Raw genomic sequence first — 11,753 nt, 5'->3', positions numbered from 1 at the left:
GATGACAACAAATTGGATGGCACAACACATCATTAACTTTTACGAGCAAACAAGGAAAAGACGCGAGATTGCAACTGATAAATTTGCGTCACAAAAATTTAAGATTGGCAGATTAATCGGCTCTCTTCGACACAAGAGAACAACTCACATATAGGAGCAAAATATGACTGCTACTATCACCCGTCCAGCTTGGACAATTGAATTTGAAAATGAAACTATTGATAGGTTAATTGATAAATATGCTCCCCATATTCCCAAAAAGCGGTTAGAGGAGCCAAAAGCGATCGCCACAGCAGAAAAACTAGAGAATTTCTACCATTTTCGCGTTGGTGGTGCAGCCCATGACCTATTTATTGTGCAAATTGTCGCCAACGTTATTGATAAAATTCCCGATCCAGAATTGCAGTTATTTTTAAGTCGCCAATTAGGTGACGATGGCGCACATGCAGAAAATACTCATCGCCGTGTAGAAGGTCTTGAAAAGCTTGCGGGCAAAGCATTTAAGAAACAGCATAACAAATACGGTACAGTAATTGAAATAGGGTGCTAAAGGTAACGAGGAATACTGAACTGGTTGGAGACGAATAAGGAGATAAACAAATGAACGAATCATCTTTTGAAGGAGTCGGAGGGCTTAATATTTTTACACGCTCGTGGCAGCCGGAGGGAAAACCGCGCGGGGTAGTTGTCATCGTCCACGGGTTGAATTCACACAGCGGGCAATATTTTTGGGCAGGGGAGCAGTTCGCCACCCACGACCTAGCTGTGTATGCGCTGGATCATCGCGGGCGTGGGCGTTCGGACGGCGAACGCTTTTACGTCGAGAAGGTTGAGGATTACGTTGACGACGTAGCGACATTCGTCACGATGGCGAAGTTAGAGAATCCAGGTTTGCCGGTTTTCGTTCTCGGGCACAGCGCTGGCGGTGTCATTGCCTGCGTTTACGCACTCGACCATCAAAAGGAGATTTCGGGACTTATTTGCGAAAGTTTTGCTTATGAACTGCCCGTGCCGGATTTGGTTCTCTCCTTTCTTAAAGGCTTGAGCCATATCACGCCGCATACGCAGGTCTTCAAACTTAATAATAAAGATTTTTCCCGTGACCCGCAGGTTGTTGAATCAATGAACAATGACCCGCTCATCAAGGACGAGTCTCAGCCGACGCAAACTGCTGCGACGATGGTACGCGCTGACGAGCGGCTCAGAAAAGAGTTTCCGCTTATCACGTTGCCCTTGCTGATACTGCACGGCACGGATGACAAAGCAACCAAGCCGAGCGGCAGCCAACACTTTAACGAACAAGCAGGCTCGACCGACAAGACGCTGAAACTCTATAAGGGACACTATCACGACCTTCTCAACGACATTGACAAAGAGGTTGTGATGGCGGACATCCAGCAATGGATTGATGAGCGAATCCCTGCGGAAAGTTCAGCCGTTTCGGGAGCGTAAGGGAGAAAACTTCGGGCGATCATATAGGAGGAAATGTTTAATTGGCATCCAAGTACTATGGCGAGGCTGGTTAAAATTACACGACCTTTATGTTCGCGTAGCGTCTCGTAGAGAAGGTTGGAAGCTTGCAAAAGAGACTTAACGGGAAAAGTCAGATACCTGATAGCTGATTTTTTCATCCCAAGGAGCAGGTTTGCTAATTTGCTGCCATATAGGACTATACAAGGCTTCATGTAGTTCGCGTGCTAGTACCACCAAACCTGCATAACCTGCATAAGCATGGTGACGTTCATGGTTAATGTCTAAAAAAGGAATTCCCGTTTTGAGTGCTGTATATTTATTGCCAGCCCCAGTACTATAATTCTTTGGATAGTGTTAGCTTATCTAAATATTAGTATAGCTAATAATATGTCAAATCAAGTATTGTTTTGAGATTTTTAGAATATAAATTATTAGATAATAAAACAGGATAATTTACACACATATTTTCTATGTGCCTTATGTTCTATTTTATTATCTAACCAAGAAACTTGTTTTTTACTAATAGTCTTTCAGGTATTTTATTTAACTAAAATAACAATTTATATCGGGAATTTTAGCCTGAATTATTTTAATACTTTAAATCTATCGATAAACAGAACTATATTAAAAAAAAAATCTTGAAATTTGAAAAGTATACACTATTTGAACTACGAGCTTTAGCCGCAGCCCTGGTTGGGTTGACGGTGGCGATCGCTTTGTATATCCGAGAGATTTTACCAACAGCCCCCTCTCCCAAACATTTCCTGATTTCCTGTTCCATATTTCTCATTTATATGCAATTCTTAATCTTATAGCTAATAACTCCGGTAAACCGATTGATATATAATATTTTGCATCCTGGCTTTTGCAAAGCAATGCTCATAGCTGCTGCAATACTCTATGCAAATCAATGTCAAAAGGCTATAGAAATATCACAACCTTATTAAGCATCCCAACAAAAAGTAGAGCAAACCGTATGACGAAATATGTAAATCTTGGCAAAACTGGGCTAAAAGTATCCCGGATTACACTAGGCACGATGACTTATGGCTCGCGTAAATTGCGCGAATGGGTATTAGAAGAAGAAGAAAGTCGTCCATTTATCAAACTGGCTTTGGAATTGGGGATTAATTTCTTTGATACCGCCGATGTCTATTCCTTGGGTGCTAGCGAAGAAATTGTCGGACGAGCGCTCAAAGACTTTGCTAAACGAGATCAAGTTGTGATTGCTACTAAAGTACATGGTAAAGTCGGCGATGGGCCTAATGATCGAGGACTATCTCGCAAACATATTTTTGACAGTATTGATGCTTCTTTGCGGCGGCTACAGACTGATTATGTAGACTTGTACCAAATTCACCGTTGGGACTATGAAACACCAATTGAAGAAACCCTAGAAGCACTGTATGATATTGTCAAAGCAGGTAAAGTCCGTTACTTAGGAATTTCTAGCGTTTACGCATGGCAGTTTGCTAAAGCCCTTTATACAGCAGACATTCACGGCTGGACTCGTTTTGTATCAATTCAAAATCACTACAACCTAGTCTACCGGGAAGAAGAACGAGAAGTGATACCCTTAGCCCTAGATCAAGGGATTGGTATTATTCCTTGGAGTCCTTTGGCGCGGGGCTTTTTAGCAGGGAATCGCAGCAAGTCAGATCATGGCCAAACATTACGGGCAAAAACTGACGAATTTGCTCACAATCTCTACTATCAAGATTCAGATTTTAAAGTAGTCGATCGCGTAGTTGAATTAGCCGGAAAACGGGGTGTGAAACCCACACAAATTGCCTTAGCTTGGCTATTGCATCAACCAGGTGTGACATCTCCGATAATTGGTGCTAGTAAGATAGAACACCTTAAAGAGGCTGTGGAGGCGGTGGATTTAGAGCTCTCTGATGAAGAGCGCAAATTCTTAGAAGAACCTTACACACCTCATCCCATCTTAGGGCATCAACATCCCTCTGGAAATCGCCCATAGAGGGATTAGTGGACTGGTAATCTTGCACCAGGCGACTGGAAGTCACGGCTACACAGGTAAAACCCCTGATTTTACCTCTTTTTACCTAAAGTTCGCCACCACGTAAACTTTGTGTGGCGGACTATTAGGGGCTGGGCGATCGCTATCTGCAATATGGTGTATGCAGACATAGTATCTTGTCTTTACGAAAAGCTACGCAAATGTTCTAAATCTAGACTACGGGGGTTGGCAAGGTGCTGTGCTACTAAGGTTGTGACGTATCCTAAACGTTCTGCTTCTAATACTAGCGATCGCGTGCGTTCATAACTAGCATCAATCGGTTCATCTGGCGCATTGAGAGGGCCAAAGTTACCCCCAACTGGAGCCCAAATACCATAGCGTGGTTGTGACATTCTTGCCTCCAAATTAAATGAGGATTGGGAAGATACACCTTGTTTTTTATCCTCACCTATGCAAATCTCATAGTATACTACTATAAATCGACTGATTTGCCGTATATTGTTGTAGGTAAGTGCAAAAATAAAGTTTTAGTATCGACTATAAAGGTTCTAGAAAACTATGTCTGAACCACGCTATGGGATTTGGATTACTGTTTACGGCAACTGCGGCGTGACGAACCATCCTCTTGAACCTCGTGATGCTAGTTACTCACGAGCCAAGAATTTAATTCAGTTAGCCCAAAAGTGCGGATTTACCACAACTTTAATAGCGCAACATATCATCAATCCCAGAAACTTTCTTTCACAGGAATTTTTCCCCATCGCAATGGTTATAAACCAAAGCTTGGTGCAGTTATTGCCACGATCGCTTTTGCAGGAGAACAAGCAAGTAAACCGATTTTTGCCACCTTAGCCCGCAATTTTGATGGGGATGTCAATATCCTCAGTGGGAGTGTGGAAACAGTAGGCGATCGCCGAGTTGGTCAGTTTCACGTTGAATTAGAAGGTCAAAAGGTAACTCAAGCTTTGAAATACTTACACCAAGCAGAATTTGAAGTACAGGTGCATTGAATTGCGGATTGGGAAGAAAATCAAAATTAAATCTGACCTTCTTAATTACAGAATTTCCTTTCTACCCTTTATTAAAAATTACTAATTATTATCATGTTTTATCCAAAGTTGAACCGCCGCTATTTTATCCTGACAACAGGGTTAGCGATCGCATCTATTTTCGCTAGTTGTACACCAAAACCAAATTCATCTACGAGTCAATTAGTCAGCCAATCAACTAAGACAACAGTACTAAAAGTCGGATCTCGAAATACCACCACTGAGGATGTTTTGAAGTTCATTCAAAAAGAAATAGCCACTAGCCAAGGCTTAGATTTTCAAATCGTGACTATCGCTGATTCAGTAAAAATTAACGATGCTCTCAGAAATGGGGAAATTGATGCTAACTTTTTCCAGCATGAGCCATTTATGAAACAAGCTGCTAAAAGACTCAACGCGGATTTTGTCATGTTGAATCGCAGCTATACCACCATAACCGGACTTTATTCAAAACGACTAAAGATAAAATCACTTAATGAAATTCCTATAGGGGCAACAATTGCTATTTCTAATGATGATAGCAATCAAGATCGCGCATTGAAATTCCTCAAACACATCAACTTAATCAATTTAAAAGACAAGCCAGGGGAGTATTACAGCATCAAGGATATCATTAAGCATCCCAAAAACCTCCAAATTAAAGAATTAGACAATTACGCTATTGTTAGAGCGTTAGACGATCTAGATTTAGCTGTGACATCTGCATCCTTCCTTGTACAAGCAAAGGTATCTCTAAACCCCATTGTGTTAGACGAGATTGGCATAGCTAACAAAAATTATGCAGTGGGTTTAGCAACTGTACAATCAAAAGCAAACGATCCCAACATCCAAAAACTAAATCAATTGGTTGTCGATCCCAAATTGAAGGACTATATCAATAACTACTTCAAGGGGACGATCGCACCTGTATTTTAATTACGAATTACACATACGGAGGAATAATGAGCAGATCGAAGCAATTAAAATTAGGTGCTTTTATGCGCCCGGTAAGTATACATACAGGCGCTTGGCGCTATCCTGGGGCTTTGCCTAGCGCTAATTTCAACTTCCCAGCGCTGAAACGATTTATCCAGAAACTAGAGTAAGGCAAGTTTGACGCATTCTTCATGGCTGACCACTTAGGCGATTTCCAGAAAAGAATTTACCCATGAGCAGGTCGGATCAGGATATCCCATTTGGGTAATTCTGGATTGCGTTCCAGTCTGCGTTCAACCTCACGCATGGCGGTTTTCAAGAGTGAGATTCCTTTTGAATAGATCTGTTGGTTTAACTTGATAATCGGATGAATCCCCTCAAGGGTCATACTTTGTGCCCAGTTCAGCATTGTGTTGACATCCCGCAGTTGAGTGCCATTCCAGTGTTGTTCCAAAATCCCCCAACATCGTTCAATTGGGTTGTATTTGCTGTGGTAGGGAGGATAGTAGAGCAGTTGAATCGGCTTGCCGATTTGGTCTGAAAACTCCACCATGCGCTTGAGGAATTGGGTTCGTACACCACTGCTTTCTGGGCCGTTATCCACTTTGAGTTGCAGCAGAACCGTTTCTGCCTGTTGCTGGGGAGTCAGCTCGAACCACCAACCCTGTAGGGTATCAACGATGAAATCACTGGTTTTAAAAGAACTGCCAAAGTGGATGGACAACTAACTGCCCACTATCCTCATCAACAATCCCACTTCCACACATTTTCTGCCCCACCCGAACACCCTCTCTGCTAATCGGGCATTGCCTTTACAATACTTCAGTGTCATCTGTGCTTGAAAGCTACGACGTTCTACTCCACTCATTTTGGAGGCGGCCAGACGAAGGTCTTCAATTTGGGATGGGCTAAGTAACCGCCCCGGTTTACTGGAGCTTTCCAATTCTTTGTTCCTTCATTCTCAAAAGGACTAAGAGTATCTTAAATGCTTGGGTAGTTTCTTTGTTATAAATCTCCTTAGCCTTACTTAGCCTTCGTCTTCGCCATCACCTTCGCCTTAGCTGTTGCCGTCGCCTTAGCCTTCGTCTTCAATGGACTCGGATTCTTCGCCTTCGCCTTCCTCGGAGGCAGAACCGGAATCGTCGCCTCATTATCCTTCGCCTTTGCCTTCGCCTTTGCCTTCGCCTTTGCCTTCGTCTTCGCCTTCGTTTTCGTCTTAGCCGTCGCCGGAATTTTATTTAGTGCTAACATTGGTCGCAAAGCAATAGAAGGAGATGAAAAATACTCTTGGATTCGGAACATTGCTATTGCTTTTGCAGCTATTGGTGGTACAAGCTTTCACAGTGCTGATTTAACTGATGTTAATTTCACAGCCACCACACTAAAAAGTACAGATTTTAGAAAAACCATTCTAATTCGTACCTGCTTCAACAAAACTAAAAAACTCGACTTTGTTCGCCCTGGAACAACTTACCTTCAAAAAGCACAAGTAGTAAGCGTGTTAGAGACAGGTGTTGGACAGGACATTAATTTTGACCGTGAAAACCTAAGCGGAATTAACTTTAAAGGAGCTAACTTGATAGATGCCAGTTTTATTGGTGCAGACCTCAGTCAAGCGAATTTACAAGATGCAGATTTATCTAGAGCAAAGCTAGTACAAGCACAGCTTAACGGAACCGACTTGACCGGCGCTACTCTTACTGGAGCATACATTCAAGATTGGGGCATTACCACCGATACTAAATTTGATGGGGTGAGATGTGAATACGTTTATATGCGGCTCCCCATTCCATATAACCCTGACCCACTTCGCAAACCTGATAACAATAAAGATATTTTGTCCAATAAATTTGAGCAAATTGAGGACTAGTTGAGGCACTACTGATAATCATGGCAACAGTCTGCCGTCCCAAAGGACTAAGCGTAATTTGTGCAGCATTCTCAATCAGAGCATCAATATCATCCTCTCACGTTTTACGATACCGTATCGTAAATATAATATCTAATCACCCAAAAGTGAGAAAAAACATGACTAGCTTTTCAAGCGGACAAACACTGCCATTACCTCCTGGTCGCTTTGGCTTGCCGCTCATTGGCGAATCCATTAGTTATTTGCAAGAGCCAGCAAGTTTTATTGGGCAGCGACAAAAGCAATATGGAGCAGTCTTCAAAACCCATCTATTTGGTCGCCCAACGATTGTCTTAATTGGGGCAGATGCCACACGTTTCCTATTCAGTAATGAAAATCAGCGATTTGAGATGACTAATACTCCAAGTTTTGAGACGCTACTAGGAGCCAACTCAATTGGAGTCAAGACAGGTACTGCTCACCAAAAACTTCGTAAACACTTGTTCAAGTCCTTTGAACCAAGAGCGTTAGCTGATTATGCCAAAACAATGGAACAGTTGACCCATCGTTATCTGCATAAATGGGAAGAGATGAAAACTTTCACTTGGTATCCTGAACTGAAAAAATACACACTTGATATTGCCTGTAGGTTGTTTATAGGTGTTGATAATGCCGCAAATGATAACTTAGAAAAAATTTACGAGGCTTGGAGTAATGGACTGTTATCTATTCCGATTCGATTTCCTCTAAGCAAGTTTGCTCGCGCAGTTCGTGCGCGAGAGCAGCTTCTTGTCCAATTTGATCAGTTAATTGTTCAACGTCAAAAACAACCTACTGCCCATCAAGATGTTTTAGGAATTCTATTACAAGCGCAAGATGAGGAAGGGAGTCGTCTGAGTATTGAGGATGTAAAAGATAATATGTTAGCAATGCTTGTTGCTGGACATGAAACTTTAACTTCAGCATTAACTTCCTTATGTTTATTGTTAGCTCAACATCCACAGGTGTGGCAAACAGCACGTTTGGAACAAGCGAAAATTGGACATGCACAACTGCTGACACCAGAATGTCTTAAGCAAATGATCTATCTAGAGCTTGTGCTAAAAGAAGTTCTACGGATGCTGCCTCCAGTCGTTCGTAGCGGTTCGCGCAAAGTAATTAAAGAAAGCGAGTTTGCTGGATACTGTATCCCCCAGGGCTGGGACGTATTTTACCAAATTCAGGAAACTCATCAAGACCAGAATATTTACGCTCAATCTCAACAATTTGATCCACAACGTTTTGCATCTGAATCCACCCAGGACAAACAAAAGGTTGGAAGCTATATTCCTTTTGGTGGTGGCATTCGAGAATGTTTAGGTAAAGAGTTTGCTCGGTTAGAAATGAAACTGTTTGCCGTATTATTGATCCGTGACTATGAATGGGAAATACTTCCTGGACAAAATCTAGAACGCTTAGTACTACCATTTTCTCGTCCGAGGGATGGTTTGAAAGTAAAGTTTTGGAGGCGCGAAGGCTAACAGTTTGAAATCGTATTCCTAAAGTAGATATTCATCATTCATGTTGAGTGGCGCAACAGATTAATAAATAGACCTTTTATTCCAAACCACACTAATTATTAACAGATTAATACACCCCCAATTAGTCCGGTCAATCACTACATAAATAACTTCATTTAAGGGAAAATATATCTCTAACCAGCTTTTAATAATTGGAAACCAAATTTCTTCAATATTTATGTAATTTAAAGACAAAAACCTTTGAATTTTCTTTCTTCTACTTTCAAAAAATATGGGGATAGGTAAAGCAGTAGCCAGGGCTTCAATGCTAACACTTTTAATAGATTGTAATAAATTTATCAGGATTTTTAGTAATAAATATTCCGCACGTCCCAATTCTCGCTTGAGGTTTGTTTCGTAGAATTCTGTTAATATTATCATTAAATAGAGCTTATTGCAAATGAATGCTCTTTTTCTTTTACCACAAATTGCTGCACTCTTTGTAGTACAAGCATTCTGGACCATTTTGTCCCCCCGCAAGGGTCGGTAGAATACGCCATTAGGATTGGATTGTAGATGCTGAGGAGTACCTTAATTCAAAACCTCATAAGATGTCAAATGGGTTCTATAGTTGATTGCTATTTTGTTTTCATCAAGGCCGGATTACCTGTACAACAAATATCTTCCATCTCGATTAATACTGAGTCGAACAAACTACCCTCAATGGCTCCAACTCCATTTACAGAGGAGGAAGAAGAAGATTCTTCAAGGGAAACATTCAGCCTTGATTTTGATTTATAACGAGGATGTATTAGCACGCAGTTATTCTGTTGGGGTCAATCTTCGTAATAAAATGTCCCGCCCGATCAAATATATTTTGGGTTTACCCAAGGACTGGTGAGCATTACGCCCATAGAGAAAACGCTCTTGTCAGGACATTTTATTTTCTGGAGATCCCTAAATACCATTTGCGATGTGCAGCGTTTCCCCAGATGCCCCCGTCACAATTGCGGTTTTTCCGTCTAGTTTTTTCATGATGATTTTTTAGGATCGGGCAGCGTGAACTTCACAGTTTCACTGGTGATTACTTTGTGCGTGGGGTCAGCTAGTTCGATCAGCACCTTGTGCAGACCAGGTTCCAGTCCGACCAGGATAATCGTTTCGCCACTGGCATTAACAAAGTGCCACGGCGCATCATCGACAGTGATGTGGATGTGCCCAATGCGCGGCGATACGTCGAGAGCACCTTTGCCAAACACTGGCAACACACGCAAATTCTCCGTCCGGTACTGGATGAAGACGCGTCCTTGTGCTAACGGTTCGGGAAGCGGTGGATCGACAATCAGCTTGGGTGGTGCTTCGTTTTCAATCGCAATCAACGGTGATGGTCCAATAATGTCCCTGGCGCTTGGTGTATGAGTGTTCATGGTGGTTAAATACATAAGAGTGGTCGATATAACGATCCCTTTCACGGAAACCCATGCAGCAGTAACACCGGAGATCCATCACTCGGCCCTGCTTCATAGTAACCGATGTCGAGGACACCCGCTTTTATCTGCTTGATGGGAGTAAACCTAATTCAGATCGTTTGGCCTTGTCGAAGCTTGCGTGTGCGGTACCCATGAGTGCCATTTCTGTGAAAATGCTTGCTGCCGCTGTTAAGAGAGCGTCTTTTCCCTTCCCCAAAAACATCGATCGCATCCTATTGCAGATATTTCTTCAATTGGGCAGCAGCTTGAACAAATAGAGAACGGGTTTCTGGCAACTCAGCTAAACCATTCAGTAGTCCGAAGTCATGAATCATACCGTTGTACTGCACAGTTGTTACCTCAACCCCAGCTTCATCGAGCTTGCGTCCATAGGCTGTGCCCTCATCATGCAAGATATCGCTCTCTGCAACCACAATTAACGCCGGAGGCAAGCCTTTGAGTTGCTCAACCGTCGCCTGTAGAGGAGAAGCATAAATGTCTTTGCGCTTTTCTGGGTCAGCGATGTAGATGTCATACATCCACTTCATCGTTGGTACAGTCAGAAAACGCTGATCGCCAAATTCGTGATAAGAATTCGTTTCAAAATCAGCATCTACAATGGGCCACATCAGGATTTGCAGCTTAATGTGTGGTCCTCCTTTTTCTTTGGCCTTCAAGGCAGTGACAGTTGTCATGTTGCCACCGACACTGTTACCAACGACTGCCAGATTCTTGCCATCCACCCCAATCTCCTCACCATGCTCGGCAACCCATTTGGTCGCAGCATAAATCTCATTGATCGCCTGTGGGTACTGAGCATCTGGCGTGCGAGTGTAGTTGACAAAGACACCTGCAAATCCTGAAAGCACAACGAGATCGCGAACCATGCGTTTGTGTGTTGGGTAATCACCAAGCACCCAACCACCACCATGAATAAAGATGAAAACAGGCAATGTGCCTTTGACCCCTTCAGGTCGTACAATATTGAGGGTAATTGAATAACCCTCAGCAGTAATGGTCTTTTCAGACTCTTCAATGCCTGAAAGGTCTACTGAAACCGAAACCTGTGCATCTACGAGAACTTGACGTGCAACGAGCGCTGTGAGTTTCTCCAGCGCCACACCCCCTGAATTCAGCACTTGCAAAAATTCCTTCGTTCCTTTTGAAAGACGCGGATCATCCGCAACTTCCAGAATTTTTGCTGCTTGCGAGTTTGCTTGAGAAACCATAACATTCTCCTTTAATGAATTGTAAACAATCTGTTGAGATGGCACTATTAAGTTAATTGATTTAACACTGTTGCTTGATCAAATTGTAGTAATTGTAGTAATGACAATCACTTTTTATTGACATCGTTTGAGAGCCAAAACTATTTGTTACTAGTGTTTAGCTTGGTGTTCTCTACAACCAATACTCCGGACAATTTTTAGTTGACGGAATAGACAAGAAAGCTATCGAACCATTAAGGTGCTGATTAGAAAAAACTTGCACCGACTCGATAGCCATATGGAAATTGTA

The 11,753-nt window shown here is 42.3% G+C and carries 16 protein-coding genes and 3 pseudogenes; 11 read left to right on the top strand and 8 right to left on the bottom strand.

Annotation, left to right across the window (positions count from 1 at the left end):
* The first annotated feature begins 163 nt into the window (after positions 1-163).
* On the top strand, positions 164-550 hold the full coding sequence (locus HWQ39_RS00115; protein WP_292839839.1) for a hypothetical protein: 387 nt from the start codon (positions 164-166) through the stop codon (positions 548-550).
* Positions 551-600: 50 nt separating this feature from the next.
* The gene (locus HWQ39_RS00110) at positions 601-1,452 is read left to right on the top strand and encodes an alpha/beta hydrolase (RefSeq protein WP_292839836.1); all 852 of its coding nucleotides are present in this window, start codon (positions 601-603) and stop codon (positions 1,450-1,452) included.
* A 138-nt stretch (positions 1,453-1,590) separates the two neighbouring features.
* Here HWQ39_RS00110 and HWQ39_RS00105 read toward each other — a convergent pair.
* Positions 1,591-1,794: pseudogene (locus HWQ39_RS00105) on the bottom strand (nitrogenase iron-molybdenum cofactor biosynthesis protein NifE); the annotation flags it as partial.
* A 317-nt stretch (positions 1,795-2,111) separates the two neighbouring features.
* Here HWQ39_RS00105 and HWQ39_RS00100 point away from each other — a divergent pair.
* Positions 2,112-2,288 carry a hypothetical protein gene (locus HWQ39_RS00100; RefSeq protein WP_292839833.1) on the top strand — a complete coding sequence of 59 codons (177 nt, stop codon included), beginning with the start codon at positions 2,112-2,114 and terminating at the stop codon, positions 2,286-2,288.
* Between the two features lie 161 nt (positions 2,289-2,449).
* A complete protein-coding gene (locus HWQ39_RS00095; RefSeq protein WP_292839830.1) occupies positions 2,450-3,454 on the top strand; it encodes an aldo/keto reductase in 1,005 nt (334 codons plus the stop codon).
* 182 nt (positions 3,455-3,636) lie between these two features.
* Here HWQ39_RS00095 and HWQ39_RS00090 read toward each other — a convergent pair whose 3' ends face one another.
* Complete coding sequence (locus HWQ39_RS00090; protein ID WP_292839828.1) at positions 3,637-3,846, bottom strand: hypothetical protein; 210 nt, start codon at positions 3,844-3,846, stop codon at positions 3,637-3,639.
* A gap of 291 nt (positions 3,847-4,137) precedes the next feature.
* Between HWQ39_RS00090 and HWQ39_RS00085 the strand changes: the two genes are divergently transcribed.
* From HWQ39_RS00085 to HWQ39_RS00075, 3 genes are all read left to right on the top strand, one after another.
* Positions 4,138-4,464 carry an NIL domain-containing protein gene (locus tag HWQ39_RS00085; RefSeq protein WP_292839825.1) on the top strand — a complete coding sequence of 109 codons (327 nt, stop codon included), beginning with the start codon at positions 4,138-4,140 and terminating at the stop codon, positions 4,462-4,464.
* Between the two features lie 93 nt (positions 4,465-4,557).
* Positions 4,558-5,418 (top strand): MetQ/NlpA family ABC transporter substrate-binding protein, encoded by an 861-nt coding sequence (locus tag HWQ39_RS00080; protein ID WP_292839823.1) that lies wholly within the window; start codon positions 4,558-4,560, stop codon positions 5,416-5,418.
* Positions 5,419-5,444: 26 nt separating this feature from the next.
* Positions 5,445-5,588, top strand: a complete 144-nt coding sequence (locus HWQ39_RS00075) for a hypothetical protein (protein WP_292839819.1) — start codon at positions 5,445-5,447, stop codon at positions 5,586-5,588.
* Between the two features lie 56 nt (positions 5,589-5,644).
* Here HWQ39_RS00075 and HWQ39_RS00070 read toward each other — a convergent pair whose 3' ends face one another.
* The 3 genes from HWQ39_RS00070 to HWQ39_RS00060 form a co-directional block, all read right to left on the bottom strand.
* Entirely contained in the window at positions 5,645-6,142 is a 498-nt protein-coding gene (locus HWQ39_RS00070) for a transposase (RefSeq protein ID WP_292839816.1), read from the bottom strand.
* The gene (locus HWQ39_RS00065) at positions 6,143-6,361 is read right to left on the bottom strand and encodes a hypothetical protein (protein WP_292839813.1); all 219 of its coding nucleotides are present in this window, start codon (positions 6,359-6,361) and stop codon (positions 6,143-6,145) included.
* A gap of 80 nt (positions 6,362-6,441) precedes the next feature.
* Positions 6,442-6,720 carry a hypothetical protein gene (locus HWQ39_RS00060; RefSeq protein ID WP_292839810.1) on the bottom strand — a complete coding sequence of 93 codons (279 nt, stop codon included), beginning with the start codon at positions 6,718-6,720 and terminating at the stop codon, positions 6,442-6,444.
* Between HWQ39_RS00060 and HWQ39_RS34320 the strand changes: the two are divergent.
* From HWQ39_RS34320 to HWQ39_RS00045, 3 genes and pseudogenes are all read left to right on the top strand, one after another.
* A pseudogene (locus tag HWQ39_RS34320) lies at positions 6,650-6,838 on the top strand (pentapeptide repeat-containing protein); the annotation flags it as partial. The gene HWQ39_RS00060 and the pseudogene HWQ39_RS34320 overlap by 71 nt on opposite strands.
* 78 nt (positions 6,839-6,916) lie before the next feature.
* Positions 6,917-7,288, top strand: a complete 372-nt coding sequence (locus tag HWQ39_RS00050; protein ID WP_292839807.1) for a pentapeptide repeat-containing protein — start codon at positions 6,917-6,919, stop codon at positions 7,286-7,288.
* A 158-nt stretch (positions 7,289-7,446) separates the two neighbouring features.
* Positions 7,447-8,787, top strand: a complete 1,341-nt coding sequence (locus HWQ39_RS00045) for a cytochrome P450 (RefSeq protein ID WP_292839804.1) — start codon at positions 7,447-7,449, stop codon at positions 8,785-8,787.
* A 69-nt stretch (positions 8,788-8,856) separates the two neighbouring features.
* Here the strand turns inward: HWQ39_RS00045 and HWQ39_RS00040 are convergent.
* Positions 8,857-9,201 (bottom strand): annotated as a pseudogene (locus HWQ39_RS00040) (IS4 family transposase); the annotation flags it as partial.
* 183 nt (positions 9,202-9,384) lie between these two features.
* Between HWQ39_RS00040 and HWQ39_RS00035 the strand changes: the two are divergent.
* A complete protein-coding gene (locus HWQ39_RS00035) occupies positions 9,385-9,567 on the top strand; it encodes a hypothetical protein (RefSeq protein ID WP_292839801.1) in 183 nt (60 codons plus the stop codon).
* A 230-nt stretch (positions 9,568-9,797) separates the two neighbouring features.
* Here HWQ39_RS00035 and HWQ39_RS00030 read toward each other — a convergent pair whose 3' ends face one another.
* Together HWQ39_RS00030 and HWQ39_RS00025 are read right to left on the bottom strand one after the other, a co-directional pair.
* Positions 9,798-10,208 (bottom strand): DUF6130 family protein, encoded by a 411-nt coding sequence (locus tag HWQ39_RS00030; RefSeq protein ID WP_292839798.1) that lies wholly within the window; start codon positions 10,206-10,208, stop codon positions 9,798-9,800.
* Positions 10,209-10,468: 260 nt separating this feature from the next.
* The gene (locus HWQ39_RS00025) at positions 10,469-11,374 is read right to left on the bottom strand and encodes an alpha/beta hydrolase (protein ID WP_292839795.1); all 906 of its coding nucleotides are present in this window, start codon (positions 11,372-11,374) and stop codon (positions 10,469-10,471) included.
* Between the last annotated feature and the right edge of the window lie 379 nt (positions 11,375-11,753).

The sequence above is a fragment of the Nostoc sp. NMS8 genome (assembly GCF_017115045.1).
Lineage (GTDB): Bacteria > Cyanobacteriota > Cyanobacteriia > Cyanobacteriales > Nostocaceae > Nostoc.
Note: the sequence above shows the minus strand (reverse complement) of the source record. Positions and strands in the feature narration are given on the sequence as shown.